This window comes from Hydrogenophaga sp. L310, assembly GCF_055703065.1.
In genome coordinates this window covers 160,508-176,112 of record NZ_JBVPZA010000004.1, presented here as the reverse complement: position 1 = coordinate 176,112, position 15,605 = coordinate 160,508, and the positions used below count along the sequence as shown (strand labels likewise).

Below are 15,605 nucleotides of genomic sequence, written 5' to 3'. Positions count from 1 at the left end.
TGATTTGCCCATGAGCATCTTGCGAGTAGCCACCTACAACATCCACAAAGGCGTGCAGGGCCTCGGGCCGGCGCGCCGGCTGGAAATCCACAACCTGGCGCACGCGGTCGAACAGTTCGATGCCGACATCGTCTGCCTGCAGGAGGTGCGGCGCCACAACCGCAAGCTCGAAAAACATTTCACCCGCTGGCCCGAGCTGGACCAGGCAGGTTATCTGTCGCCCGAGGGCTACGAGTCGGTCTACCGGACCAATGCGATCACCCGTCACGGGGAGCATGGCAATGCGCTGCTGTCGCGCTGGCCGGTGTTGGAAAGCTGGCACTCCGATGTGTCCGACCACCGTTTCGAACAACGTGGCCTGTTGCATGTGCAGTTGCTGGTGGACGGCAAGGACGTGCATGTGGTGGTGGTGCATTTCGGGCTGATCCATGCCAGCCGGGAACGCCAGGTCCAGCGCCTGGGCCAGTATGTGGCGCGCGAGGTGCCCGCCAGCGCGCCGCTGATCGTGGCGGGGGACTTCAACGACTGGGGATCCCAGTTGCACCGGCCCATGGCCGATCTGAACCTGCGCACCTTTGACGGCATACGCCTGCCCACCTACCCGTCCCGCCTGCCGCTGCTGCACATGGACCGTGTGTACGTGCGCGGCCTGCTGCCGGTCTCGGCCCATGTGCCGCATGGGCGGGCCTGGGCACGCATGTCCGACCACTTGCCGCTGATTGCCGAGTTCGAGTTGTGAACGACGACCGTCCCGAGTCCCAGGGGCGCCCGGCAAGGCAGGGCAAGGCGGTTGTGCACAGCGGGAACCAGTTGCTGTTGCTGTCGGGTGGCGCCGAGCTGTTCCCTGCCCTTGTGGAGGCCATGGACGCCGCGCGCCGGGCGGTGCATCTGGAAACCTATATCTTCGAGTTCGCCGGCTCTGCGCTGGGCGTGGCGCAGGCGCTGGAGCGTGCGGCACAGCGGGGTGTGCTGGTGCGACTGGTGGTCGATGGGGTGGGCACGCCAAGGATCCCCGACGAGTGGAAAAGGCGCTTTGCGCAGGCGGGTGTTCGCTGGTGTGTCTACGCGCCGCTGGGTCGCCTGGGTTTGCTGATCCCGAGTCGCTGGCGACGCCTGCACCGAAAGCTTTGCGTGGTGGACGGCAAGGTGGGCTTTTGCGGCGGCATCAACATCATCGACGATCAGGATGACGTGGCTTTGGGGCGGCTGATGGCGCCGCGACTGGACTTTTCGCTGCGGGTGGCCGGCCCGGTGGTGGCCGACATGGTGGAAACCATGGAGCAGCTCTGGTGGCGGCTGCAGGCTGCGCGCAAGGCACGACAGCGTGAATTCAGGGCCGCCTGGGAGGCCTTGCGCGAAACCATGCCGGTGGGAGACTTTTCGCGCCTGCTCGCTCGGCTGGAAACGGACGCCGGTCGGGGCCATGGGTCGGACCGCAGCAAGGCCGACGCAGAAAACAGCGAACCGGCATCCCTGTCCGATGGCCCGTTCGGGGTGGACAACGCACGTGCCGCGCTGCTGTTGCGCGACAACATCAGTCACCGGCACGATATCGAGCGTGCGTACCTCAAGGCCATCGGCGAGTCCCGGCAGGACATCATGATCGCCAACGCCTATTTCGTTCCAGGCCGCAAGCTGCGGCGTGCGCTCCTGATGGCGGCGCAGCGCGGGGTGCGGGTGCGCCTGTTGCTGCACGGCAAATACGAACATTTCATGCAGTACCGCGCCGCCCGCCCTGTCTACCAGACGCTGCTCGGCGGCGGCATCGAGATCCACGAGTACGCGACCAGCGCCCTGCATGCCAAGGTGGCGGTGATCGACCAGCGCTGGGCCACCGTGGGGTCGACCAACCTCGACCCCCTGTCCTTGCTGCTCGCGCGTGAGGCCAATGTCATGACCACGGACCGTCGCTTCTCCGCCCTGCTGCACCGCTGGCTGGCCGACGTCGTCGAGCGGGAGGGCCAGCAACTCGATGTACAGGTGCTCGGGCAGCGCCCCTGGCACCAGCGCCTGCTGGACAGGCTGGCCTTTGGCGTCATGCGGGCCACGCTGTTCCTCACGGGTCACCGTTACTGAAATGGATCACCCCAGCCACGCTGCGCGATTGGCCCGCCCTGCAAAACCCCAGACTTCAGCCTGTTATTCGGCGCTTTGGGGGCGGGTGTTAGCATGACCCATGCTCATGAAAACCGAACCCGACATGACCACCGCCGACCCCAACGACGATGACCAGGGCGTGCCCGTGTCCGTCAAAATCCGCGAACGCATCCAGGCCGCGCGCCACCGCTTTCACTCCAACGACAACATCGCCGGCTTCATCGAACCCGGCGAACTGGAGCAGTTGCTTGAAGAGGTGACGGTCAAGATGCAGGGCGTGCTCGACAGCATGGTGATCGACACCGAGAGCGATCACAACACCGGCGACACCGCGCGCCGGGTGGCCAAGATGTACCTCAAGGAGGTGTTCAACGGCCGTTATGTGCACGGGCCCAGCGTCACCGAATTCCCCAACGCCGAGCACCTCAACGAGCTGATGATCGTCGGCCCGATCACCGTGCGCAGCGCCTGCAGCCACCACTTCTGCCCGGTCATCGGCAAGATCTGGATCGGCGTCATGCCCAACGAACACACCAACGTCATCGGCCTGTCCAAGTACGCTCGCCTGGCCGAATGGATCATGGGCCGTCCGCAGATCCAGGAAGAGGCGGTCGTACAGCTGGCCGACCTGATCCAGGAAAAGACCCAGCCCGACGGTCTGGCCATCGTCATGGAAGCCAGCCACTACTGCATGGCCTGGCGCGGTGTGAAAGACATGGACAGCAAGATGATCAACTCGGTCATGCGCGGGGTGTTCCTGAAAGACCCGAACCTGCGCCGCGAATTCCTCTCCCTCATTCCCCGTTGATTCAGAAGAACACACCATGCTGGTACGTCTGCTTTATGTCAGCCGGGCAATCGACAAGGATTGCGCCAAGACCATCGAATCGGTGCTTGAAACCTCGCGCTCGCACAACATGGGCAACGGCATCACCGGCGTGCTCTGCTACGGTGGCGGCGTGTTCCTGCAGGCGATCGAAGGTGGTCGTGAAGCGGTCAACAAGCTCTACAACCACATTGTCGAAGACGCGCGACACACCGACGTGGTGCTGCTGCACTACGAAGAAATTTCCGAGCGCCGCTTTGGCGGCTGGACCATGGGGCAGGTCAACCTGTCCAAGCTCAACACCTCCATCGTGCTCAAGTACTCCGAGCGCCCGGAGTTCGATCCCTACGGCGTCTCGGGCAAGGTCTCGCTGGCCCTGCTCGAAGAGCTGATGGCCACGGCCAGCATCATCGGTCGTGCCTGATCCGCAGCGGCCGACGCTGCTCGGTTGCGACTTCACCAGTGCGCCGTCCCGGCGCAAGCCCATCACCCTGGCTTTGGGTCACGCAGACCGCGGCCGGGTGCTGCTCGACCGCGTCGAGCGCTTTGAGACGCTCGATGCCTGGGGTGACCGCCTGAAGGCACCTGGCGCCTGGGTGGGTGGTTTTGATCTGCCTTTTGGCCTGCCGCGCGAACTGGTGGTGGCACTGGGCTGGCCGACCGATTGGGCCGCGTGCATGGCCCACTACGCCAGCCTCAGCCGGGACGACATCCGCGCGGTGTTCGCCGCCTTTTGTGACGCGCGGCCGGTGGGTGGCAAGTTCGCCCATCGTGCCACCGACGGACCCGCGGGATCGAGCCCGAGCATGAAATGGGTCAATCCGCCGGTGGCGTTCATGCTGCACGCCGGCGTGCCCCGGCTGATCGCGGCCGGTGTCACCTTGCCGGGTCTGCAGGCGGGTGACCCGGCGCGTGTGGCCCTGGAGGCTTATCCCGGCCTGCTGGCGCGCAGCGTGCTCGGCACCACCAGTTACAAGAGCGACGAGAAGGCGAAGCAGACGCCCGAGCGCCTGATCGCGCGCAAGACCCTCATCCACGCGCTGGAGGGCGGCCAGGCGCCGCTGCTGCAGACCACCGGCCTGCGCCTGAAACTCTCGCATGCCCAGCGCGACGGACTGGCCGACGACGCCAGCGGCGATGCGCTGGATGCGGTGCTCTGCCTGTTGCAGGCGGCCTGGGCGCAGCACCAGCATGAAGCGGGTCACCCGCGCTACGGTTTGCCCGCGTTCGATCCCCTGGAAGGCTGGATCGTCACGGCCTGAGCGGGTGCGCCGGCAGACCGTTCGTCCCGGCCGGCGGCGCGAGCAGGGCTTTCACTGACCTGGGTCAAGCGTGCTGTGCTGCCCAGCGCCGATACTTCGCGGCTGTTTCCCCAGCCTTGTGAGACCTGCCGTGTTCCCTTCCCTGACCAGGCTGCGCCGCAGCCCCTCACCCATGGCCGTCAAGTCGGTTGAAGGTCCTGGTGCGTCGGGCGCCGCATCACCGGCCCAGCACCAGTTGCACGAAGACGCGCAGGCCCTGCTCACGGGCACGCTGTTTGTGGCTCTGGGCGTGATCATGTTCCGCCACACAGGCCTGCTGACCGGCGGCACGGCCGGCCTGGCCTTCTTGCTGCACTACGCCACCGGCTGGAACTTCAGCCTGGTTTTTTTCTTGATCAACCTGCCGTTTTACGGCCTGGCCTTCAAGCGCATGGGCTGGGTGTTCACGGCCAAGACCTTTGCCGCGGTGGCCCTGCTGGCCCTGCTGGCGCAGTGGGTGCCAGAGTGGATCACCTTCGGCAAACTTTCCACCGGCTTTGCCTCTGTCGCCGGCGGGCTGCTCATGGGCGCGGGCATGCTGATGCTGTTTCGCCACCGGGCCAGCCTCGGCGGGTTCAACGTGCTGGTGCTGTACCTGCAGGAGCGCTTTGGGTGGCGCGCCGGCCACGTGCAGATGGCGTTTGACTGCGCCATCGTGCTGGCCGCGTTCGCCGTGGTGGACTGGCAGCAGATCATCTGGTCGGTTGTGGGGGCCATCGTGCTCAACATGACGCTGGCCATCAACCACCGTCCCGGTCGTTACATGGCGGTATGACGCGCCAGCGCGTCTGGCGCGTGCGATGCTGGCAGACTCGGGCCATGTCGTTCCCCCAGCGTTCCTTGTTTCGCCTGTCGCCTGTTCCTGTCCTGTGGTCTTGTTTCGGACTGCTCCTCCAGATCCCGGCCGTTGCACAACCGCGTTCGAAGGAACCGCCGGGCACTGTTCGTCCGCAGGCGCCCCATGTCTATGAGGCACGTGTCACGCGGGTGTTCGACGGCGACACGCTGTGGGTCAAACCCCTGGAAGGCGGCAAATACCGCAAGTTGCGGCTGGACGGTCTGGATGCCCCGGAAATCTGCCAGACCGGTGGAACAGCCTCGCGCGATGCCCTGGCCGCACGCGTGCTCCGGCAGGTGGTGACGGTGAACGAACGCCAGCACGACCACTACGGGCGTGCGCTGGTGCACCTGACCCATCGGCGGGAGGACGTGGGTGCCTGGCTGGTCTTGAGAGGACATGCCTGGGCTTACCACTGGCGCTACAGCGAAGGGATCTATGCCGGTCAGGAAGGCAAGGCCCGTGCGCAGCGCAAAGGTGTTTTCGCCGAACGGGATGCTGAAGTGCCGCGCGACTTCCGGCGGCGTCACGGGCCTTGCCCGCTGCCGTGATCAGGCGGTCGTTGCCGTGGTGCCGCACACCGCGCACTGCGCATGGCGGGGCAGGGCGATTTCGGTGAACGCCATGTCGCGCCCGTCGATCATCAGCAGCCGCCCGGTCAGGCGCGAACCCAGGCCCGTGAGCAGCTTGAGCGCCTCGGCGGCCTGCAGGGTGCCGACGATGCCCACCAGTGGTGCGAACACACCCATGGTGGCGCAGCGGGTTTCTTCCACATCGCTGCTCTCCGGAAAAACGCAGGCGTAGCAGGGGGAGTCATCGTTCCTGGCGTCGTACACGCTGAGCTGACCGTCCATGCGGATGGCCGCGCCCGAAACCAGTGGCTTGCGGTGCGTCACGCAGGCGCGGTTGATGGCATGGCGTGTGACAAAGTTGTCGGTGCAGTCGATCACCACGTCGGCCGTGGGCACGAGCGCGTCGAGCAGGGTGGCGTCGGCATGTTGCACCACCGTGATCACTTCGGGGTCGGGGTTGATGGCGCCGATGGCTGCGCGCACCGATTCGGCCTTGGGGTGCCCCACGCGGGCCAGGTTGTGGGCGATCTGGCGCTGCAGGTTGGTCTCGTCCACCACATCGTGGTCCACCACGGTGATGCGGCCCACGCCCGCGCTACCCAGGTACAGCGCCACGGGTGAACCCAGGCCACCTGCGCCGATCACGAGTGCGTGCGAAGCCAGCAACTGCTCCTGGCCTTCGACCCCGAGTTCGTTGAGCAGGATGTGGCGCGAGTAGCGCAGGAGCTGCTGGTCGTCCAAAGGCGTGGTTTCCCGGTGCTGACGGATGCCGTTCAGGCAGGCTTCAGTTTTCTTTCTTCTCGGGAGGCCGCTCGGTCAGCGTCTTGCTCACCATCACCGGGCGTCCCTTGAGCTGGTTGAGCGCCTGCTGGAGCTGAAAGTCCTTTTCGCTGCCGAATTCGGGCACCAGGCGCTGACCCGGGTTCTTCCTGGACTCTTCTTCCAGCCGCTTGCGGGCCTGCTCGCGCTCCTGCTCGCGCAGCTGTTCGGCAGCACGTTCGGCGTCGGTCATGGGCTGTTCGGTGGCTTTGGCCCCATTGCCGTTGCCGAGGTGCTTCTGCAAGTCGGCTTCGCGCGTGCGCAGGGCAGCGAACACGTTGCCTTCCAGCGTTTCGTCGACCATCACATCCGGCACGATGCCCGTGGCCTGGATCGATTTGCCCGACGGCGTGTAGTAACGGGCCGTGGTGAGCTTCAGGCCGGTATCGGGGCCGAGGGGACGCACGGTCTGCACCGAGCCTTTGCCAAAGGTCTGACTGCCGAGGATGGTGGCCCGCTTGTGATCCTGCAGGGCGCCAGCGACGATCTCGCTGGCTGAGGCAGAGCCTTCGTTGACCAGCACCACCAGTGGCACGGTCTTCAGGACGCCCTTGGTGTTTTCGGTCAGGCGCTTGATCGGGTCGGTGCCGCCGCGGCGCAGGTAATGTTGCGGAGCGGCCGTGTAGATCGATTTGCTGTCGGCGAGCTGGCCGTTGGTGGACACCACGGTCACGTTTTCCGGCAGGAAGGCGGCCGACAGGGCCACCGCCGCGTCCAGCAGGCCACCCGGGTCGTTGCGCAGGTCCAGCACCACGCCCTTGAGTTTCGGATCTTCCTTGTACAGCGCTTCGACCTTGCGGGAGAAATCCTCGATCGTCCGGTCCTGGAACTGCGAAACGCGCACCCAGGCGTAACCCGGCTCGACGAGCTTGGTCTTCACGCTCTGGGTCTTGATTTCCTCGCGCGTGATCGTCACTGGGAAGCTGCGGTTTTCGTCCTTGCGGAAGATCGTGAGCAAGACCTTGGTGCGCGGCTCGCCGCGCATGAGCTTGACGGCATCGTTGATGCTCAGTCCCTTGACCGCGGTGTCGTCGATCTTGGTGATGAGGTCGCCCGACTTGAGGCCGGCGCGGAACGCGGGCGAGTCTTCAATGGGCGTGACCACCTTGACCAGGCCGTCTTCCATGGTGATCTCGATGCCCACGCCGACAAAGCGGCCACTGGTGCCCTCGCGGAATTCCTTGAACGACTTCTTGTCGAAATACTGGGAATGCGGGTCCAGGCTGGCGACCATGCCCGTGATGGCGTCGGAGATCAGCTGCTTTTCGTCAACCGGTTCGACATAGTCGGTCTTGACCATGCCGAACACCGCGGCGAGCTGCTGCAGCTCTTCCAGAGGCAGCGGGGCCAGCGTGTTGCGCGCGACGGCCTGCAACTGCACCGTCGTGAGGGCTCCGGCGACGGCGCCCACGGCCACCCATCCCGCAATCTTCAACCTGTGACTCACTTGCTTGCCCATGGAAACACCTTAAAAAAGACGCCAGCGCGTCAGGAACACCCGACTCCACCGGCGGGTCAATATACACCTTGGAGCGCCATGCCGGGATTCGGTTCCGTGCGTGTTGCGCGAACCGGTTTCAGCGCGCCGGGCAACCGGCCCGGATCACACTTTCCCCTGTGCCGCGACGGCCGCGGCAGCCCGCGCGGCGGCTTCGGCGTCGCCCAGGTAATAGCTCTTGATCGGCTTGAGGTCAGCGTCCAGCTCATAGACCAGCGGAATGCCGTTGGGGATGTTCAGGTTGACGATGTCGGTGTCGGAAACACCGTCCAGGTACTTGACCATGGCGCGGATGCTGTTGCCGTGGGCGGAGATCACCACGCGCTGGCCGCTCTGGATGGTGGGGGCCAGCACCTCGTTCCAGAATGGCATGACGCGCTCCACGGTGTCCTTGAGGCACTCGGTCAGCGGCACTTGCCCGGGCTGGAGGTGGGCGTAGCGGCGGTCGCTGCGTTCGCTGCGCGGGTCGCTGGCCTCCAGCGCGGGCGGCGGCGTGTCGTAGCTGCGGCGCCAGATCAGCACCTGTTCGTCGCCGAACTGCCTGGCCATGTCGGCCTTGTTCAGGCCTTGCAGGTCGCCGTAGTGGCGTTCGTTCAGGCGCCAGTCCTTCACCACCGGCAGCCAGGCGCGGTCCATCTCGTCCAGGCAGTAGTTCAGGGTGTGGATCGCGCGCTTGAGCACCGAGGTGTAGGCGATGTCGAATTCGTAGCCCTCGGCCTTGAGCAGCTTGCCGGCCGACATGGCCTGCGAGACGCCGGTGGGCGTGAGCTCGACGTCGGTCCAGCCGGTGAAGCGGTTTTCAAGGTTCCAGGTGGATTCGCCGTGGCGAATCAGGACGAGTTTGTACATGGATGAAGGGGGGCGTAAAGAACAAATGACGGACCCGGGTACCCCGGGCCAGATGACCAGCCAGCACAGGCCAGCCATACATTCTAAAATCCACGGCTTAACTGAAAGGTCGTTCCTGTGAGTTTCTTTATCGAAAATTGGATGTTGATCGCCGTGGCGCTGACGTCCGGGGCCCTGCTGATGTGGCCAGCCTTGTCGGGTGGTGCGGGCGCCGGATCGGTCAATGTCACCGAAGCGGTGCAGTTGATCAACCGCGAAAAAGCCGCCGTGGTGGATGTGTGTGGCTCGGACGAGTTCGCCGCCGGTCATGTGGCGGGGGCCAAAAACCTGCCACTTTCCGAGCTGGAGGCCAAATTGCCCGGCCTGGTGAAAAACAAGGCCACGCCGGTGATTCTGGTTTGCGCTTCGGGCATGCGCTCGCGCCGGGCGGTGGCGGTGGCCAAGAAGCTGGGCTACGAAAACGCCCACTCCCTTTCCGGGGGACTCGGCGCCTGGCGTGCGGCCAGCATGCCGGTGGAGAAATAATCACCCCCCTGCGCCGCTTCGCGTCTTCCCCCCCAGGGGGACCACGCCTTTGGCCCGGCGAAGCCGGTTCATCGGCGTGTGCTGGATCAGGCACGTGCTCCGGCGAAGTTCTTGGTTCATATTTGTATGAGGAGTTTTGAATTGGCCCACGTCAAAATCTATTCCAGTGACTATTGCCCTTTTTGCAGCCGGGCCAAGGCCTTGCTGCAGCAACGGGGCGTGACCAACTACGAAGAAATCGTGGTGGATGGCAAACCCGATGTGCGCGCCCGCATGACGGAGTTGACCGGGCGCACCAGCGTGCCGCAAATCTTCATCGGTGACCTGCACGTCGGTGGTTGCGATGACCTGCATGCGCTGGATGGACGGGGTGGTCTGGCGCCATTGCTGCAATCTTGAGCCCACCCCTGGCGCTGCTGAGATAATCGGCGCTGTACCCGCTGCGGGAACGTTTTCTCCCCGGCGGGTTTTGTTATTTCTGACTTCCTGAAAGACCCTCATGGCCGACCAAGATCCCACTTTCCAGATCCAGCGCATCTACCTCAAGGAGGCTTCGCTGGAGCAGCCCAATTCGCCCGGCATCCTGCTGGAGCAGGAACAGCCTTCGGTGGACATCCAGCTTGGCGTGGAAGCCAACCCGGTGGCTGATGGCGTGTACGAGATTTGCGTGACTGCCACGGTGCAGACCAAGATCAAGGACAAGACGGTGTTCCTGGTTGAGGCCAAGCAGGCCGGCATCTTTGAAATCCGCAACCTGCCGCAGGAACAGATGGGTCCGATCATGGGCATCGCCTGTCCGCAGATCGTTTATCCCTACCTGCGCGGCAACGTGGCCGACCTGGTCCAGCGCGCCGGCTTTCCGCCGGTGCACCTCGCGGAAATCAACTTCCAGGCCATGTACGAGCAGCAGCAGGCGCAGGCGGCTGAAGACGCGCCGCGTATCGTCACGCAGTAAGCCGGTCAGGTTAGCCGCACCGCATGAAGATCGTCGTTCTCGGGGCAGGTGCCTGGGGCACGGCGCTGGCCATCAGCGCTGCCAGCCAGCCGCATCACGTCAGCCTCTGGGCACGCGATGGTTCGCAGGTGGCTGACATGCAGGCCACCCGGGAAAACCGGCGCTACCTGCCTGGCATACCGTTCCCGCCCGCGCTGCAGATTTGGGGGGGCGAGTGGCCTTCGCTGGCCGGTGCCGACCTCGTCGTCGTAGGCACACCCATGGTCGCCCTGCGCAGCATGCTGGAACACCTGAACGGGCTGGCGGCACCGGTCGCCTGGTTGTGCAAGGGCTTTGAGGCTGCACGCGCGGGCAGCGGCACCCATGGCCTGTTGGGCCACGAAATCCGGGCTGATGTGGCCCCTGGGCTGAAGGCAGGCGTGCTGAGCGGCCCCAGCTTTGCGCAGGAAGTGGCGCGTGGTCAGCCCACCGCCCTGGTGGCTGCCAGCGAGCACGCCGGCGTGCGCGAGGCGCTGGTGACCGCCTTTCACAGCCCCACGCTGCGGGTCTATGCCAACGAAGACATCGTGGGCGTGGAGGTGGGCGGCGCGGTGAAGAACGTGCTGGCCATCGCCACCGGCCTGTGTGATGGCCTGAACCTCGGACTCAACGCCAGAGCCGCACTGGTCACGCGGGGTCTGGCCGAGATGACGCGCCTGGGTCTGGCGCTGGGAGCCCGGGCCGAAACTTTCATGGGTCTTTCCGGCCTGGGGGACCTGGTGCTGACCGCCACCGGCGATCTCTCACGCAACCGCAAGGTGGGTCAGCTGCTCGCGCAGGGCTTGAGCCTGCAGCAGGCGGTGGACTCGCTGGGCCACGTGGCCGAGGGCGTTTACAGCGCGCGCACCGTGGTGCAGCGCGCGCAGATGCTGGGTGTGGACATGCCCATTTCGGCGGGTGTGGTGGCGTTGCTGGACGGCCAGCTGCAGCCTGCCCAGGCGGTGGCCGCGTTGATGGGGCGTGATCCGAAGGACGAGGCTACCCCCTCCCCGCGCCGCGCCTAAGGGCCCGTCCCCCCCGGCCCAGGGGGCGATGCGAGCGGCCCCCGTGAGGGGTGACGGGCGAAGCCCGGCGTGGGGGTGGGTCTAGATCTCGAAATTGTCGATCAATCGGGTGTTGCCCAGGCGGGCAGCGCCCAGCACCACAAGGGCGCCGGGTGTGGTCGCGTCGGCATTGGTCGGCGCCTGCAGGTCTTGTCGGCGGCGAACCGTCAGGTAGTCGGGTTGCCAGCCGCGTCCTGCCAATGCCCTCATGGCCTTCTCCTCCAGGGTGGACCGGTGGTCGGGCAAACTCGCCGCAGCGGCCAGCGCATCGCGCGCCAGACCCCTCAGCGCGAGCGACAGCTGCACCGCCTCGGCACGCTCGCTCTCGCTCAGATAGCCGTTGCGTGAACTCAGCGCCAGGCCGTCCGCGGCGCGCTGTGTTTCGCCGGCCACGATCTGAACCGGCAGGGCAAACTGCTGCACCATGCGACGGATCACCATCTGCTGCTGATAGTCCTTCTTGCCAAAGAGGGCATAACGAGGGCCCTTGGCTTCCGAGAACACGCACTGGAACAGCTTCATCACCACGGTGCAGACCCCGATGAAGAAGCCGGGTCGGAAATGCCCTTCCAGCATGTCGGCCAGCTCCGATGGCGGCTGGATCTTGAACCCCTGGGGGGCGGGATACAGCTCCTTTTCCGACGGCGCGAACACGATGTCGCAACCCGCCTGCTCGAGCCGGGCGCAATCGGCCTGCAGGGTGCGCGGGTAGGTGTCAAAGTCTTCGTGGGGGGCGAACTGCAGCCGGTTGACGAAGATGCTGGACACCGTGACATCACCCAGCGGTTGGGCCGTGCGCACCAGATCCAGATGCCCATCGTGCAGGTTGCCCATGGTGGGCACAAAAGCCGGGGAGTTGAAAGGCCGCAGCGCAGTGCGCAGGTCTTCGATGGTGTGAACGAGTTTCATGAGGAGCGCAATGTCTGTTCAAGGGGCGCCGCGGAACCGGCTTTGCCGGGCCGCCAGCGCCGCCCCCTGGAGGGGGGTAGCGCCGCAGGCGCTGCGGGGGTGGGACTAGTTCACCAGGCGTGCAGGCTGTCCTCCGGGAAACTGCCGTCCTTCACGGCCGCCACATAGGCGGCCATGGCATCGCGCACGCTGCTGGCGCCTTCCATGAAGTTGCGCACGAACTTGGGATTCTTGCCGAGGTTGATGCCCAGCATGTCGTGCATCACCAGCACTTGGCCTGCCGTGCCCTTGCCGGCGCCTATGCCGATGGTGTGGCAGGTCTTGAGTTCGGTGGTGATGTCGGTCGACAGGACCGCGGGCACCATCTCCAGCACCAGCATGGCGGCGCCGGCGTCCTGCAGTTCGATGGCGTGGCGGCGCAGTTGCAACGCAGCGGCGTCGCCACGGCCCTGCACGCGGTAGCCACCGAGCGCGTGCACGGTCTGCGGTGTCAGGCCCAGGTGGGCGCAGACCGGGATGCCGCGCTCCACCAGAAAGCGCACGGTGTCGGCGGTCCAGCCGCCGCCTTCGAGCTTGACCATGTGGGCCCCGGCGTGCATCAACACCGCGGCGCTGCGCAGGGCCTGCTCTTTGCTCTCGTGGTAGCTGCCAAAGGGCAGGTCGCCGATCACCCAGGCGGTGGCCTGCACGCGCTGCAGGCCACGCACCACGCTTTCGGTGTGGTAGCGCATGGTGTCCAGCGTCACGCCGGTGGTGCTGGACAGGCCCTGGCAGACCATGCCCAGCGAGTCGCCCACCAGGATGCACTCCACACCCGCGGCGTCGGCCACGGCGGCGAAGGTCGCGTCGTAGGCCGTGAGCATGGTGATCTTTTCACCGCGCTCACGCATCTCCTGCAACCGAGGCAGGCTGACCGGCTTGCGCTGCGGCATGGGCGATGCCGACGGCAGGGTGCCGTAGGGCGTTCCGCTGGTCGGAGCGGCAGATTTCTGTGGACTCATGGGGTTCCCCTTTGCGTGGGCTTTGGATGGGGGGCACTATATGCGATCCCGTTATGCTTGCAACCCATGAAACACCTCTCTGAATTCACGGACGCCGATCTGGCCGAACTGGCGGGCGCCGATGTGTCCCGCGCACTGGCCGAGGACGTGGCCGGCGGCGACCTCACCGGGGCCCTGGTAGACCCCTCGCGCAGCGCCCATGCACGCATCCTCGCGCGCGAACCGGCCGTGATCTGCGGCGTGCCGTGGGTGGAGGCGGCCGTGCTGGCCTGCGACCCCAAGGCCCGCCTGACCTGGCATGTGTCAGAGGGCCAGCGCTGTGTCGCCGATCAGGTGGTGCTGGAAATCGCGGGCAACGCCCAGGCCCTGCTGACCGCCGAACGCACCGCGCTCAACTTCCTGCAACTGCTCTCGGCCGTGGCAACCAAGACCGCGGTGTTCGTTGACGCTGTCAAAGGCACGCGCGCGGCCATCGTGGACACGCGCAAGACCATCCCGGGGCTGAGGCTGGCACAGAAATACGCGGTGAAAACCGGCGGTGGCGTGAACCATCGCATCGGTCTGTACGACGCGGTGCTGATCAAGGAAAACCACATCGCCGCCGCGGGTGGCGTGGCGGCCGTGTTGAAGCGCGTTCAGGAAACCGCGCCCCAGGCGCGTTTTGTCGAGATCGAGGTCGAGACCCTGGCGCAGCTCGACGAAGCGCTGGCCTGTGGCGCCAGGATGATCCTGCTCGACAACATGGACATTCCGACGCTGCAGGAGGCCGTGCGCCGCAATGCGGGCCGTGCCATCCTGGAAATTTCGGGTGGCGTGAACCTGCAGACGGTGCGGACCCTTGCAGAAACCGGGGTGGACCGCATTTCCATCGGAGCCTTGACCAAAGACGTGAAAGCCATCGATTTCTCGATGCGGATGGAGCAACTGACATGAGCAACACAGACATCATCGACGTCGAATACGAACAGCCGGCCTGTCCGACGAAGCACGCCTGGGCGCGTGTGCCGGTCGAGCCCGGCCCGAAGCAGCGCGCCGAGTTGAAGGAGCGCATCCGCAGCCTGCTCAAGGAACGCAACGCGGTCATGGTGTCGCACTACTACGTGCACCCCGATCTGCAGGACCTGGCGATCGAGACCGGCGGCATCGTGAGCGATTCTCTGGAAATGGCGCGATTTGGCCGCGACCACGCCGCGCAGACGCTGGTGGTCTCGGGCGTGCGTTTCATGGGCGAGACGGCCAAGATCCTGAGCCCGGAGAAAACGGTGCTCATGCCCGATCTGGACGCCAACTGCTCGCTCGACCTGGGCTGCCCGATCGACGACTTCAGCGCCTTCTGCGACGCCCACCCGGACCGCACCGTGGTGGTCTACGCCAACACCAGTGCCGCGGTGAAGGCGCGCTCCGACTGGCTGGTCACGTCCAGTTGCGCACTCGATATCGTGAAGGCGCTCAAGGACAAGGGTCACAAGATCCTGTGGGCACCCGACAAGCACCTGGGTGGCTACATCCAGCGCGAAACCGGCGCCGACATGCTGATGTGGAACGGCGCTTGCATCGTGCACGACGAGTTCAAGGCCTTTGAGCTGGAAGCCTTGAAAAAGGAGCACCCGGGTGCCAAGGTGCTGGTGCACCCGGAAAGCCCGGCCGATGTGGTGGCACTGGCCGACGCCGTGGGTTCCACCTCGGCGATCCTCAAGGCGGCGCGGGAGCTGGACGCGAACGAGTTCATCATCGCCACCGACAACGGCATGATGCACATGCTGCGCCAGCAGAATCCGGGCAAGGTGTTCATCGAGGCGCCGACCGCGGGCAACAGCGCCACCTGCAAGAGCTGCGCGCACTGCCCCTGGATGGCGATGAACGGCCTGGCCGGCGTGGCGCAGGTGCTGGAAAAGGGCCTGAACCAGATCCACGTGGATCCGGCGCTGATCCCGCGCGCCCGGTTGCCGATCGACCGCATGCTGGCGTTCACCGCCGCACTGCGCAGTGGTCAGAATGCCGGAGCGCTGGTGCCGAACATTGGCGCGGCCTGAAGGACCGATCCGGCCTCAAGAGCGACAGGCGAAAAAAAGCCCGCTTGCGAGCGGGCTCTTCATGGGCACCCTGAAGAATCAGAGTGGCACCTTCTTGAGCATTTCGATGCCGATCTTGCCTTCGGCAATTTCACGCAGCGCGGTCACGCCGGGCTTGTTCTTGCTCTCGATCTTGGGGGCATGGCCCTGGCTGAGCATGCGTGCACGGTAGGTAGCGGCCAGCACGAGCTGAAAGCGGTTGGGGATCTTTTCCAGACAGTCTTCGACGGTGATGCGTGCCATGTGCGGGCCTCGGTAGTG

At 65.5% G+C, this 15,605-nt stretch carries 19 protein-coding genes; 13 read left to right on the top strand and 6 right to left on the bottom strand.

Annotated features, from left to right (window positions below):
• Positions 1-10 precede the first annotated feature (10 nt).
• The 7 genes from AC0GNO_RS09515 (at position 11) to AC0GNO_RS09485 (ending at position 5,613) form a co-directional block, all read left to right on the top strand.
• Positions 11-739 carry an endonuclease/exonuclease/phosphatase family protein gene (locus AC0GNO_RS09515; protein ID WP_472889200.1) on the top strand — a complete coding sequence of 243 codons (729 nt, stop codon included), beginning with the start codon at positions 11-13 and terminating at the stop codon, positions 737-739.
• Positions 736-2,076, top strand: coding sequence for a cardiolipin synthase ClsB (gene clsB, locus AC0GNO_RS09510; protein WP_472903839.1), 1,341 nt, complete (start codon positions 736-738; stop codon positions 2,074-2,076). Before AC0GNO_RS09515 ends, clsB begins: the two co-directional genes overlap by 4 nt.
• A 100-nt stretch (positions 2,077-2,176) precedes the next feature.
• On the top strand, positions 2,177-2,905 hold the full coding sequence (folE, locus tag AC0GNO_RS09505) for a GTP cyclohydrolase I (protein WP_472889201.1): 729 nt from the start codon (positions 2,177-2,179) through the stop codon (positions 2,903-2,905).
• A 16-nt stretch (positions 2,906-2,921) separates the two neighbouring features.
• Positions 2,922-3,347, top strand: coding sequence for a BLUF domain-containing protein (locus AC0GNO_RS09500; RefSeq protein WP_177138950.1), 426 nt, complete (start codon positions 2,922-2,924; stop codon positions 3,345-3,347).
• Entirely contained in the window at positions 3,340-4,185 is an 846-nt protein-coding gene (locus tag AC0GNO_RS09495; protein ID WP_472903838.1) for a DUF429 domain-containing protein, read from the top strand. The genes AC0GNO_RS09500 and AC0GNO_RS09495 overlap by 8 nt, the downstream gene beginning before the upstream one ends.
• Before the next feature lie 172 nt (positions 4,186-4,357).
• A complete protein-coding gene (locus AC0GNO_RS09490; protein WP_472903929.1) occupies positions 4,358-4,999 on the top strand; it encodes a YitT family protein in 642 nt (213 codons plus the stop codon).
• Between the two features lie 44 nt (positions 5,000-5,043).
• Complete coding sequence (locus AC0GNO_RS09485) at positions 5,044-5,613, top strand: thermonuclease family protein (RefSeq protein ID WP_472903837.1); 570 nt, start codon at positions 5,044-5,046, stop codon at positions 5,611-5,613.
• On the opposite strand, the gene AC0GNO_RS09480 is transcribed toward AC0GNO_RS09485, so the two are convergent.
• From AC0GNO_RS09480 to gpmA, 3 genes are all read right to left on the bottom strand, one after another.
• Positions 5,614-6,375: a HesA/MoeB/ThiF family protein gene (locus AC0GNO_RS09480; protein ID WP_472889204.1), complete on the bottom strand. Its 762-nt coding sequence runs from the start codon at positions 6,373-6,375 to the stop codon at positions 5,614-5,616.
• A 43-nt stretch (positions 6,376-6,418) separates the two neighbouring features.
• Positions 6,419-7,900: a S41 family peptidase gene (locus AC0GNO_RS09475; RefSeq protein ID WP_472889234.1), complete on the bottom strand. Its 1,482-nt coding sequence runs from the start codon at positions 7,898-7,900 to the stop codon at positions 6,419-6,421.
• Between the two features lie 156 nt (positions 7,901-8,056).
• The gene (gpmA, locus tag AC0GNO_RS09470; protein ID WP_472903836.1) at positions 8,057-8,800 is read right to left on the bottom strand and encodes a 2,3-diphosphoglycerate-dependent phosphoglycerate mutase; all 744 of its coding nucleotides are present in this window, start codon (positions 8,798-8,800) and stop codon (positions 8,057-8,059) included.
• A gap of 117 nt (positions 8,801-8,917) precedes the next feature.
• Between gpmA and AC0GNO_RS09465 the strand changes: the two genes are divergently transcribed.
• The 4 genes from AC0GNO_RS09465 (at position 8,918) to AC0GNO_RS09450 (ending at position 11,323) form a co-directional block, all read left to right on the top strand.
• Positions 8,918-9,325, top strand: coding sequence for a rhodanese-like domain-containing protein (locus tag AC0GNO_RS09465; protein WP_472903835.1), 408 nt, complete (start codon positions 8,918-8,920; stop codon positions 9,323-9,325).
• A 141-nt stretch (positions 9,326-9,466) separates the two neighbouring features.
• Positions 9,467-9,724, top strand: coding sequence for a glutaredoxin 3 (gene grxC / locus AC0GNO_RS09460; protein ID WP_472889206.1), 258 nt, complete (start codon positions 9,467-9,469; stop codon positions 9,722-9,724).
• Between the two features lie 100 nt (positions 9,725-9,824).
• Complete coding sequence (gene secB / locus AC0GNO_RS09455; RefSeq protein ID WP_305362133.1) at positions 9,825-10,280, top strand: protein-export chaperone SecB; 456 nt, start codon at positions 9,825-9,827, stop codon at positions 10,278-10,280.
• A gap of 23 nt (positions 10,281-10,303) precedes the next feature.
• Positions 10,304-11,323, top strand: a complete 1,020-nt coding sequence (locus AC0GNO_RS09450; protein ID WP_472889207.1) for an NAD(P)H-dependent glycerol-3-phosphate dehydrogenase — start codon at positions 10,304-10,306, stop codon at positions 11,321-11,323.
• 81 nt (positions 11,324-11,404) lie between these two features.
• Here the strand turns inward: AC0GNO_RS09450 and panC are convergent, their stop codons facing one another.
• Both panC and panB read right to left on the bottom strand, forming a co-directional pair.
• A complete protein-coding gene (panC, locus tag AC0GNO_RS09445; RefSeq protein WP_472889208.1) occupies positions 11,405-12,271 on the bottom strand; it encodes a pantoate--beta-alanine ligase in 867 nt (288 codons plus the stop codon).
• 110 nt (positions 12,272-12,381) lie between these two features.
• Positions 12,382-13,272, bottom strand: a complete 891-nt coding sequence (gene panB, locus AC0GNO_RS09440; RefSeq protein WP_472889209.1) for a 3-methyl-2-oxobutanoate hydroxymethyltransferase — start codon at positions 13,270-13,272, stop codon at positions 12,382-12,384.
• Positions 13,273-13,338: 66 nt separating this feature from the next.
• On the opposite strand from panB, the gene nadC reads away from it, so the two are divergent.
• Complete coding sequence (gene nadC / locus AC0GNO_RS09435; protein ID WP_472903834.1) at positions 13,339-14,205, top strand: carboxylating nicotinate-nucleotide diphosphorylase; 867 nt, start codon at positions 13,339-13,341, stop codon at positions 14,203-14,205.
• Positions 14,202-15,305 (top strand): quinolinate synthase NadA, encoded by a 1,104-nt coding sequence (gene nadA, locus AC0GNO_RS09430; protein ID WP_472889211.1) that lies wholly within the window; start codon positions 14,202-14,204, stop codon positions 15,303-15,305. The genes nadC and nadA overlap by 4 nt, the downstream gene beginning before the upstream one ends.
• A gap of 78 nt (positions 15,306-15,383) precedes the next feature.
• On the opposite strand, the gene rpoZ is transcribed toward nadA, so the two are convergent.
• Complete coding sequence (gene rpoZ / locus AC0GNO_RS09425) at positions 15,384-15,587, bottom strand: DNA-directed RNA polymerase subunit omega (RefSeq protein ID WP_177138906.1); 204 nt, start codon at positions 15,585-15,587, stop codon at positions 15,384-15,386.
• Between the last annotated feature and the right edge of the window lie 18 nt (positions 15,588-15,605).

Coding starts and splice junctions, on each gene's coding strand:
- AC0GNO_RS09515 (WP_472889200.1), top strand. CDS start 11: ATGAGCATCTTGCGAGTAGCCACCTACAACATCCACAAAGGCGTGCAG.
- folE (WP_472889201.1), top strand. CDS start 2,177: ATGCTCATGAAAACCGAACCCGACATGACCACCGCCGACCCCAACGAC.
- AC0GNO_RS09500 (WP_177138950.1), top strand. CDS start 2,922: ATGCTGGTACGTCTGCTTTATGTCAGCCGGGCAATCGACAAGGATTGC.
- AC0GNO_RS09490 (WP_472903929.1), top strand. CDS start 4,358: ATGGCCGTCAAGTCGGTTGAAGGTCCTGGTGCGTCGGGCGCCGCATCA.
- AC0GNO_RS09485 (WP_472903837.1), top strand. CDS start 5,044: ATGTCGTTCCCCCAGCGTTCCTTGTTTCGCCTGTCGCCTGTTCCTGTC.
- gpmA (WP_472903836.1), bottom strand. CDS start 8,800: ATGTACAAACTCGTCCTGATTCGCCACGGCGAATCCACCTGGAACCTT.
- secB (WP_305362133.1), top strand. CDS start 9,825: ATGGCCGACCAAGATCCCACTTTCCAGATCCAGCGCATCTACCTCAAG.
- AC0GNO_RS09450 (WP_472889207.1), top strand. CDS start 10,304: ATGAAGATCGTCGTTCTCGGGGCAGGTGCCTGGGGCACGGCGCTGGCC.
- panC (WP_472889208.1), bottom strand. CDS start 12,271: ATGAAACTCGTTCACACCATCGAAGACCTGCGCACTGCGCTGCGGCCT.
- panB (WP_472889209.1), bottom strand. CDS start 13,272: ATGAGTCCACAGAAATCTGCCGCTCCGACCAGCGGAACGCCCTACGGC.
- nadC (WP_472903834.1), top strand. CDS start 13,339: ATGAAACACCTCTCTGAATTCACGGACGCCGATCTGGCCGAACTGGCG.
- nadA (WP_472889211.1), top strand. CDS start 14,202: ATGAGCAACACAGACATCATCGACGTCGAATACGAACAGCCGGCCTGT.
- rpoZ (WP_177138906.1), bottom strand. CDS start 15,587: ATGGCACGCATCACCGTCGAAGACTGTCTGGAAAAGATCCCCAACCGC.